We start from the raw sequence: 20,266 nt of genomic DNA on the forward strand, positions 1-20,266 counted from the left end.
TTCTCGCCAGGCGACGCGCCCTCGGCTGTAACCGCGGCGCGCCGCCGAATCATGTTGGGTTGCGACGCCTTTCGTGTGAGTTCGGATCCGGGGAATGTCATCGGTAGGCCGAAAACGTCGTGCCGCCGGGTCTGTGTGATCAGGGCCAGAGACCGACGGCTTGGAGGGCTGAGACCCCGTCGCGGGCGACTGCGCGGTGCCGGGTGATGGCACCGAGTACGGCGAAAGCCTCTGGGGGACGCCAGGATTCGCACACCCTGGCCAATACGTTCCAATCAGCGCGCCACCGTTCGGCGTGGTGCGCCACCATGGCACCGGCACGGACCCTCGTCGCCATGGCGGCACCGGGGTGGGGCCACCACCGGTGGTCGAACCGTGCGACGGGTGTGTCGATGACGTCACACAGCGTCAGCGTCAACACCACCGCCTGCTCCGGATTCCACACCCGGCACGCGGCAGCCAGCTGCTCGTCGAAGAACTCCAGATAGAAACACGGGTCGTCATCAAGAGCCTGCAGCTGCAGCGGAGTTGGGGTTCCGCTGCTGCGGTGGTGGTCGATGAACGAGCGCCAGTAGGTGTCGAGGAAACGGTGAGGGACCTCCATGCCATCGCGGTCGAGGGCTGGCGGGCGCAGTACGTCGATGGTCATCGGTGTCCTTCGATGGGCAGTGGCGGAGCGGGATTGAACACGACCGGGAATGCGGCCAGGGCGCGATGGAACGGTCCGGGACGCCAGATGAGTTGCTCTTTCGGGCGGGCCGGTACCAGGTCGGGTAGCGCGTCGAGCAGTCGTTCGATGGCGGTGTGCGCGATCATGCGTGCCAAAACTTGTGCCGATGGGAAACACGCGTGTGGGCCGGCGCCGAAGGCCAGATGCCAGTCGGCCTCGAAGAACTGGTCGGTGTTGTTGACGGTGGGATCGTTGTTGCAGGCGGCCATGCTGATGACGACAGGCTGATGCGCCGGGAGCCAGATGCCGTCGACCACGATGGGTTGCGGCGGGTAACTCAGGCAGAGGTTCGTTATCGGCGGGTCTTTCACCAAGATCTCGCCGATCGCATCCTTGATCGGGGTGCCGAACGACTCGCGGCTGGTGAGGAACCGGTCCTCGGTCACCATCAGCAGCACTGTGTTGGTGATCAGATTCACCATGGGCTCGATCCCCGCGGCGTAGAGGGTGACCAGCTGGTTGATGAGTTCCTCGTCGGACAACCTGGAGTGATGGGCGAGCAGCCGAGTGGTGATGTCGTCACCGGGGTGGGCCCGCTTGTCCGCGATGTGACCGCCCAGCGCTTGGACCAGTACCTGGTTGACTTTGTCGGTGTCGGTGGTGGAGTCGAACATCCTCGCCAGTGCCCAGGCGACATCGTTTCCGACGTCATCGGTGCAGCCCAGCATCGTGTTCATCACTGAGAAGCAGAGCGGCCGCGCGTAGTCGACGATGACATCGGCTTTTCCGGCGCGACAGAACTTATTGATCAACGGAGTGGTGGTGGCGATCACCTGATCGCGCAGGCGGTGCGGGTCGACGCCGTCGAGTCCACCGGTGTTGGCACCGCGATAGCGAGCATGCGCGAGGCCTGCGCTGCGTAATGCGTTGGGTCGCCACTCCAACATCGGCTTAACCGGGCTGTCGGCAGGAATGGTGTCCTGCCATCCGCGGGGGTCGGCGGGAAAGTGTTCGGGATCGGTGAGGATCCGCCTTGCGGTGTGGTAGCCGATCACCAGCGTCGCGGGGACGCCTGGCGCGAGTTCGACTGGTACCAGCGACCCGTACTTCTCCTTCCGCATCTCCCGGTAGGCGGCGTGCGGGTCTTTCGCGAACTCGGGGGTATGCAGCAGGATTCGGGGACCGACCTGTTCGATCGGTACCCAAGCTGCCCGCGCAGGGGCAGCAGCAGCCGGAGGGATGTTCTGCATCACGGCAGGGGTCTCCTATGGAAGCTCGAGCTGGGGGCAGGGGCGGAACCTGACCGGTAGCGCGACGACGGCGCTGAGGAAGGGGTTCGCCACCCGCTCCAGGCTCTCGGCGGGGACGGCCAGCTCGATATCGGGTAGTGCGTCCCACAGTTGAGCGAGGGCCTCGCGCGCGATCAGCGTCGCCAGCGACTCTGCCGGGCATCGTTGTGCTCCCGCACCGAACGACAGGTGCGCGCGGTTGCCGCGACCCGTGCGTTCCTTGCCCACCGCAGCGGGATCGCTGTTGCACGCCGCCAGGCCGACCAGTATCGGTTCGTGCTCGTGCACCGTGCCGCCGTCAAGGATCTGCATCTGGAGCGGGAAGCGCGCGAACGCGATCGCCAGCGGCGGATCGCTGTAGAGCACTTCCTCGATCGCTTCCTGCGGCGACAGTGCGCCACCGACAGCGTCGTCGCCGAACGGTTCGTCGGTCATCGCCCGCAGCACAGCGTTGGCGATCAGGTTCCACGTCGGCTCGGTGAACCGGTACAGCATCGCCAGCTGGCAGATGACCTCGTCGATCGATAGTCCCGACCGATGCTTCAGCAGCCACGACGTGACATCCACGCCTGGCGCGGCCCGCTTGGCCGAGATGGTGTCGCTCATCGCCTCTTCGAGCATGCGGTTGCCTATTTTCACCGACGCGGGATCAGTAGCTCGCAGCGTCATGATCGCGTTCAATGCGTGCTGTCCCGCCTCCGGTGACAGGCCCAGAACCTCATGAACCACTTCGACAACCAGCGGTCGCGCGAACTGGCCCAGCAGATCCGCTGAATCCCCGCCACAGAAGCGGTTGATCAGCGCGACCGCGACACGTTTGACCGTGTCCTCTAGAGCGAATTGATTGACCTCGGCAAGGGTTTCGCTGATGGCGAGCCGGTACCTCGCGCGTGTGGCTCCCGAGGTGTGTAGTGCGTCCGGGCGCGGGCCCAGGATCGGCAGGGCAGGGCAGCCGGGAGACACCTGCTGCGCCCAAGTCGTCGGATCAGTTGGATACCGCTCCTCGTGGGTGAGGATCTCCAGTGCATCGCGGTAACTGGTGACCAGGGTGGCTGGTGCCCCGATGTCCACTGGGACCAGAGACCCGAAGCGCTGCCGCATTTCCCGGTACGCGGCGGGCGGGTCGGCTGCGAATTCCGGCTCGTATATCGCGACCTGGGGCAAGGAGGTGTCGACAGGCAGTCCGTGGTTGGCAGCCGTGGTGATAGGCCATTCCGTCTGCTGCTGGGGCTCAGGGGGTGAGGCGGTCAAGCGTCATACTCCAAACGTTGATCATGGGGACAAGGCGCGCGTCTCCTGCGAAAGGCATGAGGGCGTCGGAGATCCCCGACTTGATTGAGGCGTGTCTGCCCTGTTGAAGCTGCGCGCGCTAGCACGGACCGGGTTATGTCGCCGCGTCAGGTATAGGCCGCTTCGACAGGCTGGCCAGCGAGCGCGGGGGTCGAGACACGATCGAGCCACTGGTCGTAGGCGAGGGTGGCGGCCAGAAAGTGATGGACGGTGGCGGGCTCAGCGTTGACCACCCAGTACACGATCCTGGCGGCGAGCAGCCCTGGCCTTGATTGCCCGAGGTCGAACGCATGTGCTGCGAGCTGGTCGAACCGTTTGGCGAAGCGGAAATCCGCTGCGGCAGCGGCGGTATGGATGTCCCGGGCCTGCTCGAGCCCCAGCAGTGCGGGCGGGGCAGCGCACCGCTGGATGATCTCGCCGTGATCGCGGTACATCAGCGTCAGATCACACACCAGGCTCAGCACTGGATGCGTCGATTGACCACCGGCGCCGAGCAGGGCGCCGCGAACAGCGGCTATCAGCTCACCTGCGTTGGGCCACCACTTGGCCGAGACTCTGTCGGTGCTGGTCATGAGGTCCCCGCGAGCGCCGAAACCGACTGTCCTGCAAGGTTTCCCAGCCGCACGGTCCTCGCAGACAGCGTGAGCGCGACAGTTTTCGTTGCGGAATTGCCAGGTGACAAGTGAGCCTGCGGGGCACCCTGAACTGGCTGTAGCGCTGATTGGTCGATGAATCCTGTCGCAGGGGCGTCGATCTCGACGCTATCGGTAGCACCGCCCGGCTGTTGCCCGGCGCGGGCATGAGCTTGCAGGCAGTTGCTGCCGTGGCCCGCGTGCACGCTCCGGATGAACTGCGCTTCGGCGTCGGTCAGGTTCTCCTGAGGTGGTGTCGCACAGGCTTGCGCCGCCAGCAGATCCCGCTTGTCCGCTGGGCACAGATACAGCGGTGAATTCATCGGACCTCCCTTGCTCAGGGCATAGGGCATCGCCGCGCAATGCCGTTCGACCGCACGGAGAACCGCGTCGAGGGCATCGCTCGGTGAGGGGTAAGTGAAATGTGTCCCGACTGGAATCCCGGAAATGCCTTATGCCATAAGCATTTTCAGCGCGGTTGACGCTGCTGCACAATAGGCCGACGAACCCTATCACTTGTCCAGTTGCTGGGCACGCAGGTCACCGCCGGAAAATGATTCCTGCCCCAGCGATAGCCAGGATGTTGGTCGCGCTCTTCGAGCGACACGCCCGATTCACAGGGAATGCCAGAGTGCGGGTGTGCTCGGGTGCCGCAAACTGCGGATGCGGTACTGCAATTGATCATCCGCGAGGAGGTCTCCGTGGGCTGCCCGGCGGATATAGCCGGTGAGGGTGTGCAGGTCACGCATCTGGAATAGAACCTCAGCTCCATCCCAGCCGCGGTAGTCGGCCAAGCTGAGGCCATAGGCGGCGAAGAACTCGGCGAGATCGTCTTCGCTGCTGCCGAATCGCAAGTCGTGGCAGCTGTTATTGAGGTCCAACTCCCTTGGGCCCCAACATGCCTCGTCCCAGTCACCGAGGATTACACGGTCGCCGTCCCACAAGCAGTTGCCTACGTAGGCGTCGGCGTGGATCAGGCCGTAGCCGAGGCGGGAGTCGAAGCGGCGGTAGCGGTCGAGTAGGTCGTGTGCGCGGGCGTTCAGCCAGTCGAGATCGTCGTGGGTCAGTGCCCGCTGGAATTCGGGGTTGGCCAGGGTCGCGGTGAATCCCTCTAGCGGCGGGTAGTCGGGCAGGTCGACCGGTGGCGCGGGTAGTGCGTGCAGCTGCGCCAGGATGGTGCCCAACGCCTTCATCGGTGGTTCACCTCGCGACTCTTGGGGGTAGTAGTGCCAGAAGGTGACGGTGGTGGTGCCGATGTCGATGGCCTCGTCGAGCAGCGGCTCGGTCACCGGCACCTGGTGAGCGGCGAGCCATCGCACCAGGGTCAGTGATGCTCGTGACCGCAGGCCCTTGTGTTCGTTGTGGCCGATGCGGACCACAGCCGACTCGCTCGGTAGCAGCCAGACGCTGTTGGAGTGAGCGCGAATCAGGTGCGCGCCAGCGGCGTTGAGCCCCGCAAGCTCGCAGGCGGCGATCAGTGTCTCGCGGCCTGCGAAGGGACCGGTCATCGCGGCACCAAGCTCTGGCGTGCGGCGTAGGCGGTGATGGTCTCGGCGAGGTTCTTCGCGACTGGGGCGTCGGCGTGGGGGTGGATCTGCAGGGCGGCGGTGACAGTACGCATCCCCTCCATGATGGGGCAGATGCGTTGCTCAGGGGGAAGTTCGAGCACGGGTGTGAGAATGTCGTCGGCTCCGTCGATGTCGCCGCCCGCTATGCGGGCCAGACCGACATCGATGCGGGCCAGGGCTTCATCGCCGTAGGAGCGTTGGTCCGCGGGCCCGGTTGCGTAGCCGGTGATCGCTTCCAACGCCCACTGTTCGGCGCGCCGATGATCACCGATGCGCCGCATCGCACTGCCCACATAGGAGGACAGCTTCGGTAGCGGGAAGGTCAGAGCGCCACCGAAAGCGTTCACCTCGTCGACGACGCCTGCCGTCTCTTCGGCGGCACGCACGGCGTTGTCTGCGGCGGTGTGGGCGAGGTCGGCGTCGCCGACGCGTGCGGCGCACCGCGCCTGCAATGCGTAGAGCCGGATCCGGTGGTCACCGGGTGGCGACAATCTGGTGGCGTGTTCGAGGATTTCGAGTGCGTGGTGGGGCTCGGGCGACCATTCGACTATCAACGCGCGTGTACCGGCGATCCATGCCTCAAGTCCGGGATGGCCGGCGTCCTTCGCCAGCGATTGCGCGGCGGCGACGTGCTGTAGGGCGGCTGCGGAGTTGCCTGCGAGATCGTCGGTGATCTCCCCGAGGAGCTGAACGGCGACGGCGCCGAGCAAGTAGAGATCACGCGCTCGTTCCGGGCGAGGGCCCAGCTGCAGAGACTGCTGGATCCGGTCGCGCACTCGAATCAGATCATTCAACAGCGGAATCGGTGGCTGGTGAACGTAATTCTGCGCAATCGAGGCCAGTTCGCGCGCCAATCGGTCGCGCGAGAGCCCGCTGACGGGTTCCTCGCGCGCCAACCGCGCCAGTGCGGTCGACTCGTGTGCGGCTGTGTCGAGGCGACGCTGCAAGGCCTCGGTTACTGCGAGCGCGAGTAGGGCTCCGTCGGCTTGAAGAACAGCATCCAGACTTGCCGCGAGGTCCTGCGGCGGGTGGCGCTCTCCGCGCTCGATAGCTGCAATATGGGTGGCTGCGTAGTTCGTGAGCGTGGCGAGTTGTTTGAGCGGAAGTCTGCGTTGTTCCCGCCGGTTCCTCAATTCGGCGCCGAACCCGCGTGCGCCGCTCACCTGGCTCCCCCGACCGCCCCAACCGAGCAACAGCCATCGGTGGCAGCGGGGCGGCGATGGAGGTCTCGGCACCGCCGCTGGTGCACTTGCTCTGTGATCGCACTAAAGTCGGCTGCGCCACAAGGGGACTGGAGGGCCGATGGCAGCATCGGCGACCCAGTGCGCAGCCAGGGGCTCGGGCGCGAATTGTGCATGACAGCCATGGGTTCAGTCGATGACTCGGACGTCTTGGGCAAGCAGACCTTTGTCTCCCATGCCGACTGCAAACTCGACGCGTTGCCCCGACTCGAGGTCCCCCCCATCACTTTGGATCGCCGTGTAGTGCACGTAGATATCTGGGCCGCCATCATCGACCTTGATGAACCCGAATCCTTGTTTGCTGAAGAAGATCACAGTGCCGGTTTGTGGCCTCGAAGATCTCGTCATCGAAACGTCCTATTGGTATCGAGTGCGTACTCTGTTCTGTGCCAAAGCCATTCGGCTCCGCCTCTGGTGGCACCCGAGGCTCGCGCTGGGATCTGTCAACCGTTGGGCTGTGAGCGTGGCCTCGGCGGTTGTGACGGTGTCGCCAGACATTGAGCGGCCACCCGCGGATAGAGCTCGCTCGAGATATCTGTGATCGGGCAGGTATCCGAGGCGCCGATATCTGACAGGATCGGCGGGCCGTCGAAGGCTCGACCGTGGTGGATAAGGACCGGGCCGAACCAGCGGTGGAGTCCGATTCCGCTCGGTGTGGATGTCCAGTCCGGACCGCTGTGTCGGCGACGGGTCCAGATGCGGTCGATGTGGGCTTGGTGGCTCCCCCACGGCAGCGACGGCTTGCCCGGATGCTCGCGGTCAGACGGGTTCAGGGACCGAGCCTGGAAAATGGTCGCGCGTTCGGTGAGCTGGTCGAGAACGCGGCAGGGGTCATCGACGGCCATCTTGGGGCCCGCGAGCTTGCTGAACACGGCATCACCGCGACGGAACGCCGACAGCGGGCAGCCCGCGCAGGCCGACGTTCGAATTCCCGGCAGCGCGTCACGGCAGGATTCGGTGAACGCGAGTAGCCCGTCGAGGGTCGTGCGATCGAAGATGTCGCCGCACTGTCCGTCGAAGGGGCGGCCAGCATCTCGGTAGAGCTGGCGAATCTGATGTGCCCAGAGTCGTTCGTGGGCGAGATCGCAGCTATCGAGGATCACCACAATGTCGATGCCGGTGTTCGATACTTCGGATTCGGCGACGAAGGCCGCGGAAAGGTCGCTGTCGAACACCTCGCGCGCGAGCTGCAGCATTCGTGCTGCGATATCGGTCACCGGCACGGTCTGACTGGTCATCAGCCGATCTCTCCAATTCATGAGTTAGGTTGGCGCACAGACAATTTCAGTTCATACGGACTCGGCGACTCTGTGGCCGCTCTTGCGACTTCGACGGTTCGCGGCGGATCCGAGTCGCTGCCGCTTATTTGCCACCGACAGCCGCGCGATGAGCGCATCCGCGGGCTGCGCTCATCGCGATGATTCATCCGACTTTCCCGACCACCGCATAACAGGCCTGCGACGGCGCATTGGCGGGCCGCCGAGGCACGCCGCTGACGTCCACGGCATGGGGGTGCCAATCGCGGGGCGGAACGATCCCAGGGTCGACGAGAGCACAGTCCGCTACCAGGTCCTCAACATCGGTATAGGTGCGTGGACGCAGCTGGATTCCGTGCGAGCCGTAGATCTCGGCGGCACGGACAGCCAGATCAGCGTCGCCACTGAGGTGGCTGATCACCACGTGCGATCCCGCCGCCAACGCGCCCACCAGCCCCTCGACGACCGCGGTGGGATCAGCGACGAGTTCGAGTACGAGCGACAGGGAAACCGCGACCGGCTCATCCAGATTGATCCTGGACTCAAGTTTGTTCAGGAGACTGCCGATGTCGGTGAAATCAGCCCACACAATGGATGCATGGGGGTTCTTGTGCAACATCACCCGCTGATTCGCCACGACGGTCGGATCGCTGTCGACATACACCGTCCGCGCATCAGAGACCGCGGCCGTCACAACCTCGTGCACGTTCGGCGGGCAGGAGTACCCGCAGCCCAGTTCGAGGAACTGACACACCCCCGCCTCGACGGCTGCATATCGGCTCGCCCGCAGCAAGAATGCGCGGGCTTCTGCGACAACCTTTGCGAATCCGGGACATTCGACCTGAAGGGCATCAGCCAACTTCGCGTCACACGCGTAGTTGTCCTTGCCGCCCAACATCCGATCCTGGACCCGGCTGCTGTGGGCTCGCGACTGATCCCCCACCCGCCAGGCGATGTCACCGGTCGGCATGCTGTTCACCTGCCCCTGGCGTTCACAGCACGTGAGGTGACCAGGCTCAGTACAGCCCCCCTATTCAGTGATGCCGACGTGGACGACCGCGGCGATCGCGGTCGAACGTGGCTGCCACTCCCTAACTGGTTGGCCCGATTGGATTCGAGGGCCTCGACCAGTTCTTCCCAGGCATCTGCGAGAGCAGGTAGTGCCAGATCGCTTTCACACTGGGTGGTTTCAGTGCGCAGCCAGCGCTGTGAGAACACCAGTGTTTTGACAACTCTGGTCACCAGCCCACCGACGCGTTCGATGTTGTAGCCGTGCCCGCTGGTCCAGAGGTTGACATCGGAGACGAACCTCGCGCACCGGGCATCGACATCTGGCTCGGTAGCCTCGTCGCCGTCCCATTGTTGATAGATCTGGGCCATCGCACGCGCGGCCGCCAGAACCGGATGATCATCGTGATCGTCATCTGGGTCGCGGGCCCACACCGCCACTGTCAATTGCGTCCAGCCCGGCAATACTGGCCGTATTTCGCTCATCACGGTCACTAGGGACTCCTAACCAAATGCGTCTTAAGGGGAAAGCTGTTGCTACTCAATGGCATTGCGGAATCGTGTGGTTGGGCGCGCGCCGCGCTGTCAAACCGCGTCTACAGACCGCGGGCGTCGGCCATGGCCCGCGCAGGGCGTCGACCGCGTTGAGCACGACCATCCCCGACGGCCGGTAGTCGCCCTCTGGTGCGCATGACCAGCACCGGAACCCGAGATCGCTGCGGCGCCGTTCGGGAGACGGCAACGTGATCTGCGCGCCGGACCGCGCCACTGACACATGGATCCGAAACAGACGCGCGGAAGTCGCTGTGTCGGTTGGGATGTCCGGGCGAATGAGGAATGTCCACCGCGACGAGCGTGGGTGGGAGATGATCGGGCCGAGACGCACCCCCAGGCGCAGCAAATGAATCTTGACTTGAGCGCCCAACTCGGCGGGCATCGTGACCGCTCCGAGTGAGTTGCTGGCGAGGACGATGATGCTCTTGAGTTCTGGTTGCATCCAGGCATCAATTCCACACCTTGCGCGGTAGTGCCTACACCAAGAACTCAGTGAGTCATCCGGGTTCGGCAGTATCGTGCTGACGTCGGCAATAGTCATGATGTGGTCCCCTCCAATCGCCCGCGCGAGTCTCCGCGAGGCACGTTGACGTCGGTGGCAGAGATCAGGCACTTCGCAACCAAGTCGGCGAGCACCGTGTCCGACATCTCGCCTCCGTCGCTGAGTTCGGCTTCTTTGCTTAGCTCCTCGGCGATCTCCGGCCTCAAGTCGGTGACGGTCATTGGCTTGCCTCATCTCCGATGTGGTTGGTGTGCAAAACGTTTCAAGAATCAGTGGCTGTGTTCACGACGATCGGCGGACCATCGGCGCTCACCGCACTCGTCTGAATGCACGGATTGCGTCGATCACCGCAGTTGGTGACGGCCGGTAGTCGCTGGTTGGCATACCGTCCAGCCAGCGAGGGCCCAAGTCCCTCGGATCAGGCAGCTGAATCTCTTCACCGTTGGACGGGATTCGGGCATCAACCGCACACAACATCGCGAAGATCGCGAAGTCCGAGACCAGTTCGTCGGCTCCAGGACTGGTCAGCAGCGTCCACCGCATTCGGCGATCGCTGCCCTTGCCCACAACTACTGGGCAGCAGCGCCCCAGTTTCTGACGCACAAGATTGCCGAGTTGCGGAGGCACCACGACCGCGCCAGCCGCGCCGATGCGCATGAAGATGCACGCACTTTCTGGCCGAACAAACGAGTCCAACCTGCACAAGTGCCGATAGTTATCGCTACGGCGAATAGCCAAGTCCACGCGCCGAATCTTCAGGCGACGCATCTCCGCACCCCCATGAGATACCGCGCTCCGGTCTCCAGGGAACAGGGCAGACTCGCGGCCCACCGTCACATCCCAGCTGATGGTCATGATTCCTCGAAAAGTCGGTGACACGGCAGCAGGTGCATCCCTGCTGATACCGCCGGGTCCAGCCGGACCACAGCCCGGCTGTGCCAGCGCGCCATGTCGATCAGAAAGGCTCGGGCAGCGGATTCTTCGGCGCGGAAGTGCAGCGGCGGCAGAGCCGGAAACTCGACGGTCACGTGTAGCTGCATGTCGGTGTGACCTTCCTTTCCGCGCACACTCAGTCGCCTAAACCGGCTGAGACGTAGGCGTGCGCGGCCAGATAGCGCCTGCACTCGGGCCATTCCCAAAGATCGGTCGGTCATCCTCTAGCTCACCCATGTCGCGGCTCCAGTCGTCCGAAGTCGGGGGACTTGGCCGCCAACGTGTTTGGCCCAATCGGGTGATCTCGTAGCAGCCCGGCGAAGATCAGATCCCGGCGAGTCAGATCGGCAATCGTTCGCCGGGTCATCCACTTCGCCAGACCCGCCGACGCTTCTATCTGCCGGTTGGTGAGCATTCCGCCGCAGCGCAGCGCCCTGAGAACGCGCGCCTGAGCGATAGAAAGACTGCCGTCGTTGTGCTGCATCAACGCACCTCGGGCTCGGAGTGCGTCGCTCTCGCTTGCCATGTTTGCCCCTTGGCGTCCAGATGCGCGGAGCGCCAACGCACTCCGCATCGGTGTGTGCCGGCCGCTCCTACCAGGGGTGATAGCCGACACATTCACACGATAAGTGACACTTTCTTTAAGCGTCAATATTTCTGCTGAAACTCGACAGAATCCAGATGTTAATTAACATGAGAGGTGGCTAGATGGGTGTGCGTTGAGCCTGTATCGTCTACTCGCGCATCCGCTCATCCCGACTGGAGAGGACATGCTGTGGCACCAATGTCACCGACCGTTGCGCGTTGGGAACTGTTCGAGCGGTTGCGGCGCAGGCAGACCGACCTTGGGTTGGTCGGCACCAACATCGCCAAGCAACTCGGGTACGCACCCAACTACTGGTACAAGATCGAACGCGACCGCATGGTGCTGCCCGAGGAGAAGCACCTGGCGCTGCTCGATCTGCTCGAAGTAGACGGCGACGAACGCGAGAAGCTGGTCGAGTTACGTGGGCTGGCCAAGGCCCGCGGCTGGTGGGACGAGTACGCCGGGCTATTCAATGCCGAACACACTCGGCTCTGGGGACTCGAGTACGGCGCCGAGGAGATTTCGTCGTTCGAATCGGTGCTCATCCCCGGTCTACTCCAGACGGAGGACTATGCCCGCAGTCTTATCGCTGGCGACCAGGTCATCGTCCGGCGACCCGAGGTACGACGGCGCGTCCAGGCCCGTATGAAACGGCAGGAGCGAATAGGCGGCGACAATCCAGTCCGGCTGAACGCCGTCATCTCCGAAGCTGCACTACACCAGCAGATCGGCGGCATCGACACCCTGCGCGATCAGTTGGAGCACCTGGTTAAGGTCATCACCACTTCCGACACGGTCGAGGTACTGGTCCTTCCGTTCAGTAGCTCCAGTGGTCCCGCTCTCGGTGGTGCCGCCTTCCACATTTTGGACTTCCCTGGCGATCAGGCTGCGCCATTGGGCTGGCATGAGTCAGCCGTGGTCGCTGAGGTCATCGAAGACCCCGCGACGATTGAAACCCTCACGGCGGCCTTCTCCTCCGCCGCACAGGCGTCGCTATCGCGCGAGGACTCTCTTGCACGCATTCGCGACGTCATCACACAGATAGGATCAACCTCATGAGCAGCACCAACACACCCCGCCGCGACTGGTTCAAGTCCTCGTTCTCGGCATCCTCGAACAACTGCGTAGAAGTAGCATTCGACGGCGATATGGTGCTCGTCCGCGACGACAAATACGACGGCCCCGCAGACCTGCAACCCACCATTGCCGTGCCCGTCACCGCCTGGGCGGCATTCCTCAAGGTGACCCTCGGCGCCGACATCCAGGCTGGCAGCATCGCTGTCCCCAGCATTGCTACGGACAGCCACGGCACTGTAGTCCGCGATGCTGTCGGCACCGCTTTGGAGTTCACCCCCGCCGAATGGACTGCTTTCGTCGCAGGTATTCGCGCCGGTGAGTTCATCCCGGCCTCAGTCTGACCTCATCCCGATGCAGGGCCTCACGCCGCGCTTCCAGCAAAGGAGATGAAGAAGAAATGACCGAGAACGTAAAGTGGCGCAAGTCCTCCCGCAGCAACGGGCAAGGTCAATGCGTCGAAGTCGCGTTCTTCGACAACGGCACCATCGGTTTCAGTCGACCCTAGTCTCTCGCGCAACAGCGCACACAAGTCTCACCGAGTCGAGTCCCGACTCGGTGAGATTTCTGCTTCTGCGCCCAACCAGCCCTACGCCAAGGAGCGATTCAGCGGCTCAACAACGGCTCAACAACAGAGCCAAGTTCCACTCCGAAACCCACTGGGGCGCAAAAGAACTCGTGATGGTTGGCGGCGACCCGATAACGGGTAGATCGTCATCTACGCATAAGCAATCTATTTCCCTCTGGTCCTTTGCTATCCGCGTCGGGCCGCGCAACCGCACGGCATCGCAGGGGTGGGGTGCCGCCAGATGAGTGGACCTCCTCCAGATCTTTGGCGGGGTCGGACTGTAAGATGCATTCGGGCTGTAGCGAGCCTCAACCGTGTCGGATGGACCGCCTACGCCGGACCCCGACGTAGCGGCCAAGGTCCCCCGCGGATCCCGCGAGCCAATCCCCGATGCCGAGTCAGTCGAGGCACAGGGCGTGGGACTGTTGCCGTGAGAGAGCCGACATGACTTCCTTTCCGGATCGCAAAGCGCGCATCCGCGCCTACATGAACCTGCACCCGGGCATGAGGTACGGCGAAGCCGCTCGCCGCCTTGACGCCGGAACCACAAGTGGCACATCAAAGTTCACCTCTGCCGTCACTCTCCACCGCCGGATCCCGAGGATGAACCCTGGCAATCTGCGGCGACTGCTGGTGCGTGCGCTCAGGGATCTCCATAACACACCGGACACCGCGCCGCCGGTGATCCGGCTCGCCTGCGGCATGGGTGCGTTCGTGGTCGCCGGACATGTCAGCGACCAACTGCGCAACCACGCGGTGCCACCGCGGGACAACTTCGTCACTGTCGGGCTCGCCTGCGCGCGAACTGTCGCCGACCTCGGTCTGATCGTCGGGCCATATCTTGCCCACAAACACGGGCCAGACACGCAGTGGATCGATGACAGCGCAAACGATCCCCGGCTCTTCCTGATCGGTGCTGACGCCGACAACGTCGCGCCCGGCATGGTGACCCTCGGCGTCAAAGCGCACACCGTGCTTGCGGGAATTGCCCACGACGAGGCCGCGCTGCCTGAGCATCGACGAGCCGCGACCAGTTCCATGCAGACTGCGGCACTGATCTGGAGCCACTACGGCGGCGACGGCGGCGGCTGGTGATCGCCGATCTTGCATGCAGTCTGGTATGAAGCCTCCCCAACCAGTCCTGCCATGGTCGTTCGCCGCGCCGAAAACATCACAAGCTAAGCGCATTTCGCCCGCCCGCGTCGACAACGTCGAACAGCCACAACACGGCCTGCAGTCGGTGAACGCAGCTGATCAACACCCGACACGCAAAATGGGCGAAACCTGTTGCAGCGCAACAACGTCGACGAGAACATTGCCCCACTGCCGTCGACTTGCTTGATCAACACAACACCCGCCAGAGGTCTCGTCCTGTTCCAGATGCCCAAACCGATATCGTCGCGGTTGGACCACCGAACCGAGATGAACAAAGCGGCGTCTGACAAAAACGCGCGAGACACCTGACATCATGGCTGCGTGCAACACGATTTGGCTCGTGTAGGGTCACACGGTTTCCAGGACCTGGCCGCAGCGTTGGCGATCACCGCGTTCGGTCCGCAGGTGCAGATCCTTGGTCCGGGACGCGATGGCGGCCGTGACATGTTCTGCAACGGCACCATCATCTGGTCAGGTGCCAAGGGTGAACCTGCCGAGGTGTGGGAGGGCTACACCGTCTTTCAGGCCAAGCACAAGCTACGGTTGGAGACCGAACCCGCAGACAACGCTCGGTGGCTGTGGGGTCAAGTACGCGCCGAGCTGAGTGCCTGGGCTGATCCCAAGTCCGGTCGCGACCCTGTACCGCACTACTTGGTGATCGTGACCAACGTGCCGTTGACACCGACACCAGGGTCTGGCGGGTTCGACTGGTTGAACGCGCAATTCGAGAAGTACATCAAGGCCCTCGCCGATGCCTCACGCGACGTAGATTCCGGAGCCGAACGCAAGGCGAAGCAGCGGCGCCTGAGCCGACTGCGCAAATGGCGCATCTGGGATGGCCACCAGGTCGACGGCTTGATCACCAAACATCAGGGTGTGCGCCGGACTTTCGGGGCGTTCCTGACGGTGCCTGATGTGTTCGCGCATCTGGCCGATTTCACCGACAAGCTCCCTATCCACGAGCTGGAGGGCGGGTTGCGCCGGCATGCCAGGGCTGCGTTGATTGGGGATCGGTCGATCTATTTCGACGAAGCGGGATCGGGAGACGGTGGCGGCACCCCAATCGACCAAGTCGCTATCGACTTGCCGATCACCCCGGGCCCGGATGGTAAGCGCCGCACCGTTTTCGGGCACATCCTTGATCGGGGCGAGCAAGTTCTCAAGCCCGTTCTGGGCTTGCACACTGGCCCGAGGCACGTGGTGGTTGCTGGTGGCCCGGGCAACGGTAAGACGACGATGTCGAAGTTCCTGGTACAGGCATACCGAGCGGCTTTGCTGGACGGAGCCTCCGACCTCGGGGCCGACCATCAGGCCGTGATCGCGGAAACAGCCCGAACTCTGCGCGGTCTCGGCCGTGACGGTTTGCCGAAATTCCGGCGATGGCCAATGCGCATCGATCTGGCCGAGTACGCCGACGAACAAGGGCTCAGTGAGGACTCGACCCTGTTGCGGTGGATCGCCCACAAGGTGTCGAAGCGGTCGAACGTGGGCGTCATTACCGCCAGCACCCTGGATTCGTGGATCAAGCAATGGCCGTGGTTTCTGGTTCTCGACGGTCTCGATGAGATCACCGATCCGCGCATCCGCAAGCGCCTGATTCAGCAGATCACCGAATTCGTCAGCGAAGCAGACGGCGACAACTGTGACCTGCTGGTCGTGGTCACCACCCGCCCCACTGGGTACGTCGAGAACATCTCACCGACCCAATTCGAGCGAATCGACCTGTCCCGCCTCGACATCGACGAAGCTGTCCGTTACGGAGTCCACGCGGCCCGGGTGCGACTCAAGGGCGATGACGAAAAGATCGAACGAATCGCCAAACAGCTGAGCCGTGCCGCGGACGACGACTCGCTTCGGCACCTGATGCAGACACCGCTGCAGGTGCTGATCATGACGATCATCGTCGAGGGCGCCGGCCGGATCGCTCCGGACCGCTACAGCCTGTTCTGGGGTTACTACGACACCGTGTTCAAACGCGAGCGACAGAAACAGACAACGCTCGCGCAGCTGCTACAGGACCACGCCTCCACCATTCTCACACTGCATCAGCGTGTCGGGTTCGAGTTGCAGGTCCGCAGCGAAAGCGAGAGTTCGACAGCGCTGATGCCGCCCGACGAGTTGCGCGAGGTCGCCTGGACGGTCCTGCACGACAACGGGTACCGGCCATCGGATGTCGACTCGGAGCTACTGGCCCGCATAGTGCTCGCCGCTACCCACCGGCTGGTGCTGCTCACACCGATATCCCGGGGACAAGACGGCCTCGGGTTCGACGTTCGATCGTTGCAAGAACTCATGGCGGCACGATTCCTGACCACCGGTCCGATCGAGCAGATCATCACACGCCTGAAAACAGCAGCACCGAACCCCCACTGGCGCAACACCTGGATCTTCGCGGCAGGGCACCTATTCGCTGACCCTCAACCCCACCAGCACGGAGAATTGACATCTCTGGTTGAACAAGTCGACCAGGACGCCGCCCATCGCCTCGGACGCATCTGCCCGATCGCGCCCGGGCTGGCCCTCGATCTGATCGACGACGGCATGACCCGCTCCCACCCACGATTCCACAATCGACTGCTCGCTGTGGCATTCGAGATCTTCCATGTTCCGCTGCTGGCTGACCCACTCTCAGTGGCACGGGTTCTCGTGCGCGCGGCTGCGGCCAGCGAACAAGTGCGCAGCACGATCGCTCAAGCGCTCAGAGATGGGCTCAGCGACGTTCCACTGACCCGGGACACGACCCAAGCAGTCCAAGACAAGATCACGATCGCCTGCCGTGAAGCTGGAGTTTCCCAACATGTTCGCGGCCTCGCTGTGGTGCGGGGCAGCGCCATCCGTAAGAAATTGCCAGTGACACGCGAGCAGGCTTGGCAGCAGTACCGCGAGATCCTGACCGAACTGTCAAGCTCATCACAACGCATTCACACGATTGAGCAGGTCGATAGTGCGTTCTGCGCCATCGGGGAGTCCGGCTCTATAGGCGTCGACGTCGGCCCAGTGATCGAGGCACTGTTCGATCGTGACACTGCCGAGCTTCTCGAGATGGCGTTGGAGAATCTCGTTGAGTATGAAGCGGAGCTGATGGAAACACTGCGGAACCTTGTGCTACCGATGATGCATCGCAGTCCGGTCGGTGAGCTGCTTCGATAGCTCCTCAAGAAGGCCAGGCATAGTCAGCGGCCATATCGGTCGGTGCCCGCCATGGTTCGGCCTGACGACTTCGCGTCGCCTCATGCGGTGGGTGGGCTGAAGGGTCAGCCACAGCCCACCCGGCGGGGCATCCCGTCTTGGCGGGACGGACCCCGACCCTAATCGATCTGATTCCTGTCGCATGGGGTGACCTGCGCGTTGGCGCGCCCAGATGTCCGGCGCGCATTCCGGTCACGCAGTACCTGCTTTCAGTTGATGACGGGAACGGCACGGCCGGGATCCCGTCGGCGTGGCACAACAGATCGAGAGGTTTCCGATTCCGCAACCACGTCGAAGTCTCCGTTGTGCCATTGCGCGGTGAGATGATCAAAGCTGAACTGCGCACTGCGCGAAGCGATTTCAGGGGGTATGTCTGATGACATCGATCGACCTGCCACGTCACAACCACGACTGGGCGGCCGAGGACTACCGCATCGTCGTCACCGGATGCTTGGTCGGGCTATCCGACGCTGAGGTCGCCAAGGGGGCAGGTCGAACTCTGGCCGCGGTGCAGGCGCGGGCCCACTTTCTCATCGAGCCCGACTCGTCGGACTCACGTGCGGCATGGTGGCGGCTCCGCGACGAGCTCGTCCTGAATCCCGACTACGACTGGGAATCGGTAGTGCGCGCCAAGCATGCCGCCGAGCAGCTGCCCTACTGGGACGAAGCCGCCGAGGAACATCTGCATAACGCTTGGGTCCGAACGCTTCCGGTCGAACGGGGTTGGCTGCGGCGGTCCAGGCGCGCGAGCGGGCCGAGGATGAGCGAACTGGAGGCCGAACTCGGCATCCACGAATTCGATATCGCCCGGCGGCTGCGCTATCGCGGATGGGCCATATCGCTGGCCGAAGTCATCGAACGGCTTGGCGTGACACCTGACGGCGCGCTCGCAGCCAAGGTTCGAGTTGCCAGCGACCGTGATGCTACGACCCTGCACGTACTGATCGTCACCGACGACTCTGGTGCTGTGCTGCACACGTCCGTGCATCCCACCCAAGCCACGGCCGAGACCGCGACCAACGCGCTGGCCGCCGAATTTGCCACCAACCCGTTGGCCATGTGGACGATCAGTGCTCGCAGCGTCGGCGACGGAGCTATCGGCCCGAAGCAACTGACTGGAACATTCGTCGGCACCGACACTGCCGTGCCGGACCCCGAAGCACCTACGGGCGTCATTGGGACGGAACGCCGAAGGAATAACCCGCTGGTGCCTCCACCGTTGCCGCAATCTCTACGCGACATGCATCGTCGACCGAAGTAGGTCGCGTCCAGGAAAGATCGCGCGGTTTTAGCTGGCTACTGGCCGCGATCTGGCAGTTTGAGTGGCGGATGCGCAATATTCGACGCTGCAGTATTCGGTGCCCTGGGGACGCCTTGTGCTGCAATCGCTCTTCCGCAGGCCCCGTTCGCGCTGTCATTCGAGAGTCATGCAGTCGCAGCGGTGGAGTGGTTGATTCGAGCGAGCAGGCTCCAAGGATTCTAGTGATCGGATTTTGGCACCGTGATCTCGACAGTGGAGCGGTCGAAGCGTTGGCCGCGCCACGTCGGATGGCGAAGACCGCCCGCAGTCAGCTCCTTGTACTGGACTTCGCCAATAACGTGTGGGGTCACCCACCGGGCCTCGGAAGCGATCGATCGCGGTGCCGGCACATCGAGGGGACAGTCGGCGATAACCAGCTCATCGAGTTGGCGTTGCAGCGCACGACGCGCGGCATCGCTGAAGCCGACGCCGACACCGCCGACGAGCATGAGCCGATCCGAATTGTCGTACGCGCCCAGCAGTAGTGAGCCGAACAGCCCGCGCAGGCCACTACTGCGGCTTGGGAGCCAGCCCACAACGATCACCTCGGCCGTTTTGAACAGCGAGATCTTCCGCCAGTATTTAGTGCGCCGACCCGGATAGTACAGGGAGCGAAGCGCTTTCACGACGACACCCTCAATTGCGTTGTCCTGGGCCGCCTGCAGCATCCGCGAGACCGGAACGCCCACGAAATGCGGTGGAACCATCAAGGCTGGTCCAGGTAAGTCCAGTGCCATCAGCTGTTCTCGGCGTTCCTGATAGGGACACCGCATCAGGTTGACGCCGTCTAGGCCCAGCAGGTCGAACAGATACAGCTGGGTGGGCACCTCGGCCACCAGGGCCGCGCTTGGCCGAATGACGTTCAGGCGACGTTGCACTCGCGTGAAGCGTGGCCTGCCAGCAGCGTCCGGTGCGACGATCTCCCCGTCGAGAATCATGTCTCTGCCCGCGGTAGAGGCAAGCAACGCGTGAGACAGTTCCGGAAACGCCGAGGTCAGGTTGTTTCCGTTGCGACTGATAATGCGGCACACTCCCCCGCCGAGTGCGGTGATCGCGCGGCAGCCGTCCCACTTCCATTCGACGGCGATGGTTGCATCGTCGTCGGGAACCGGCCCTGCGCTGGCCAGCATCGGCCTCGGCACTGACACACAACCAGCGTATATCCAGCTTTCCTGCGCTGTCGGAACTGAACTTGCTCAACCACATGGGTTTTTATGACTCACTGAGTATCTCCTCGCAGTCGAGTCCAGATTCAGTGGCGAATTTTCAGTTATCAGAAGGCAGCACTGCGCGATCCGGTAGCGGATTGATTGCCGGAAGCATGCGGATCGCCAACCTCGAGCTATTCTAATCGAAACTTCGTTCGATAGAAGCAGGTGGTGGCGGACGTGAGGTGAACCATCACGAGCGAGAAATGCTGCTACTTACAGTGCGTTCGATCTAGAGGCCA

The 20,266-nt window shown here is 63.3% G+C and carries 23 protein-coding genes; 6 read left to right on the forward strand and 17 right to left on the reverse strand.

From position 1 onward, the window contains the following. Positions 1–139: 139 nt before the first annotated feature. The 16 genes from ACQP2U_RS42770 to ACQP2U_RS42845 all read right to left on the reverse strand — a co-directional run bounded on the left by ACQP2U_RS42770 (position 140) and on the right by ACQP2U_RS42845 (position 11,428). A complete protein-coding gene (locus ACQP2U_RS42770; RefSeq protein WP_433717132.1) occupies positions 140–649 on the reverse strand; it encodes a hypothetical protein in 510 nt (169 codons plus the stop codon). Then, complete coding sequence (locus tag ACQP2U_RS42775) at positions 646–1,920, reverse strand: cytochrome P450 (protein ID WP_433717415.1); 1,275 nt, start codon at positions 1,918–1,920, stop codon at positions 646–648. The genes ACQP2U_RS42770 and ACQP2U_RS42775 overlap by 4 nt, the downstream gene beginning before the upstream one ends. A 15-nt stretch (positions 1,921–1,935) precedes the next feature. After that, positions 1,936–3,210 carry a cytochrome P450 gene (locus ACQP2U_RS42780; protein WP_433717134.1) on the reverse strand — a complete coding sequence of 425 codons (1,275 nt, stop codon included), beginning with the start codon at positions 3,208–3,210 and terminating at the stop codon, positions 1,936–1,938. 146 nt (positions 3,211–3,356) lie between these two features. Then, positions 3,357–3,821, reverse strand: a complete 465-nt coding sequence (locus ACQP2U_RS42785) for a hypothetical protein (RefSeq protein ID WP_433717136.1) — start codon at positions 3,819–3,821, stop codon at positions 3,357–3,359. Then, the gene (locus ACQP2U_RS42790; RefSeq protein WP_433717138.1) at positions 3,818–4,204 is read right to left on the reverse strand and encodes a hypothetical protein; all 387 of its coding nucleotides are present in this window, start codon (positions 4,202–4,204) and stop codon (positions 3,818–3,820) included. Before ACQP2U_RS42790 ends, ACQP2U_RS42785 begins: the two co-directional genes overlap by 4 nt. A 291-nt stretch (positions 4,205–4,495) precedes the next feature. Continuing rightward, entirely contained in the window at positions 4,496–5,389 is an 894-nt protein-coding gene (locus ACQP2U_RS42795) for a phosphotransferase enzyme family protein (RefSeq protein WP_433717140.1), read from the reverse strand. Next, positions 5,386–6,612, reverse strand: coding sequence for a helix-turn-helix domain-containing protein (locus ACQP2U_RS42800; protein WP_433717142.1), 1,227 nt, complete (start codon positions 6,610–6,612; stop codon positions 5,386–5,388). The genes ACQP2U_RS42795 and ACQP2U_RS42800 overlap by 4 nt, the downstream gene beginning before the upstream one ends. 207 nt (positions 6,613–6,819) lie before the next feature. Beyond that, a complete protein-coding gene (locus ACQP2U_RS42805) occupies positions 6,820–7,038 on the reverse strand; it encodes a cold-shock protein (RefSeq protein WP_433717144.1) in 219 nt (72 codons plus the stop codon). A 95-nt stretch (positions 7,039–7,133) separates the two neighbouring features. After that, positions 7,134–7,928: a hypothetical protein gene (locus ACQP2U_RS42810; RefSeq protein ID WP_433717146.1), complete on the reverse strand. Its 795-nt coding sequence runs from the start codon at positions 7,926–7,928 to the stop codon at positions 7,134–7,136. Positions 7,929–8,112: 184 nt separating this feature from the next. Next, entirely contained in the window at positions 8,113–8,916 is an 804-nt protein-coding gene (locus ACQP2U_RS42815) for an SAM-dependent methyltransferase (RefSeq protein WP_433717148.1), read from the reverse strand. 5 nt (positions 8,917–8,921) lie between these two features. Further along, positions 8,922–9,449, reverse strand: a complete 528-nt coding sequence (locus tag ACQP2U_RS42820) for a hypothetical protein (protein WP_433717150.1) — start codon at positions 9,447–9,449, stop codon at positions 8,922–8,924. 46 nt (positions 9,450–9,495) lie between these two features. After that, positions 9,496–10,050 carry a DNA-directed RNA polymerase subunit beta gene (locus ACQP2U_RS42825; protein WP_433717151.1) on the reverse strand — a complete coding sequence of 185 codons (555 nt, stop codon included), beginning with the start codon at positions 10,048–10,050 and terminating at the stop codon, positions 9,496–9,498. Then, complete coding sequence (locus ACQP2U_RS42830) at positions 10,047–10,232, reverse strand: hypothetical protein (RefSeq protein ID WP_433717153.1); 186 nt, start codon at positions 10,230–10,232, stop codon at positions 10,047–10,049. The genes ACQP2U_RS42825 and ACQP2U_RS42830 overlap by 4 nt, the downstream gene beginning before the upstream one ends. Before the next feature lie 88 nt (positions 10,233–10,320). After that, positions 10,321–10,866, reverse strand: a complete 546-nt coding sequence (locus ACQP2U_RS42835) for a hypothetical protein (protein WP_433717155.1) — start codon at positions 10,864–10,866, stop codon at positions 10,321–10,323. Then, entirely contained in the window at positions 10,863–11,051 is a 189-nt protein-coding gene (locus ACQP2U_RS42840; RefSeq protein WP_433717157.1) for a hypothetical protein, read from the reverse strand. The genes ACQP2U_RS42835 and ACQP2U_RS42840 overlap by 4 nt, the downstream gene beginning before the upstream one ends. A 122-nt stretch (positions 11,052–11,173) precedes the next feature. Beyond that, entirely contained in the window at positions 11,174–11,428 is a 255-nt protein-coding gene (locus ACQP2U_RS42845) for a hypothetical protein (RefSeq protein ID WP_433717159.1), read from the reverse strand. Positions 11,429–11,728: 300 nt separating this feature from the next. On the opposite strand from ACQP2U_RS42845, the gene ACQP2U_RS42850 reads away from it, so the two are divergent. From ACQP2U_RS42850 to ACQP2U_RS42875, 6 genes are all read left to right on the forward strand, one after another. Further along, positions 11,729–12,589 carry a helix-turn-helix domain-containing protein gene (locus ACQP2U_RS42850; RefSeq protein WP_433717161.1) on the forward strand — a complete coding sequence of 287 codons (861 nt, stop codon included), beginning with the start codon at positions 11,729–11,731 and terminating at the stop codon, positions 12,587–12,589. Continuing rightward, complete coding sequence (locus tag ACQP2U_RS42855; protein ID WP_433717163.1) at positions 12,586–12,948, forward strand: DUF397 domain-containing protein; 363 nt, start codon at positions 12,586–12,588, stop codon at positions 12,946–12,948. The genes ACQP2U_RS42850 and ACQP2U_RS42855 overlap by 4 nt, the downstream gene beginning before the upstream one ends. A 56-nt stretch (positions 12,949–13,004) precedes the next feature. Next, on the forward strand, positions 13,005–13,112 hold the full coding sequence (locus ACQP2U_RS42860) for a DUF397 domain-containing protein (protein WP_433717165.1): 108 nt from the start codon (positions 13,005–13,007) through the stop codon (positions 13,110–13,112). 663 nt (positions 13,113–13,775) lie between these two features. Beyond that, positions 13,776–14,267: a hypothetical protein gene (locus ACQP2U_RS42865; RefSeq protein WP_433717167.1), complete on the forward strand. Its 492-nt coding sequence runs from the start codon at positions 13,776–13,778 to the stop codon at positions 14,265–14,267. Positions 14,268–14,648: 381 nt separating this feature from the next. Further along, positions 14,649–17,477 carry an NACHT domain-containing protein gene (locus ACQP2U_RS42870; protein WP_433717169.1) on the forward strand — a complete coding sequence of 943 codons (2,829 nt, stop codon included), beginning with the start codon at positions 14,649–14,651 and terminating at the stop codon, positions 17,475–17,477. Positions 17,478–17,892: 415 nt separating this feature from the next. Beyond that, a complete protein-coding gene (locus ACQP2U_RS42875; protein ID WP_433717171.1) occupies positions 17,893–18,777 on the forward strand; it encodes a hypothetical protein in 885 nt (294 codons plus the stop codon). Between the two features lie 218 nt (positions 18,778–18,995). On the opposite strand, the gene ACQP2U_RS42880 is transcribed toward ACQP2U_RS42875, so the two are convergent. Continuing rightward, the gene (locus ACQP2U_RS42880) at positions 18,996–19,964 is read right to left on the reverse strand and encodes an ATP-dependent DNA ligase (protein WP_433717173.1); all 969 of its coding nucleotides are present in this window, start codon (positions 19,962–19,964) and stop codon (positions 18,996–18,998) included. Positions 19,965–20,266: the final 302 nt, after the last annotated feature.

Origin of the sequence: Nocardia sp. CA-084685, assembly GCF_050955785.1 — a bacterium.
Taxonomy (GTDB): Bacteria; Actinomycetota; Actinomycetes; order Mycobacteriales; family Mycobacteriaceae; genus Nocardia.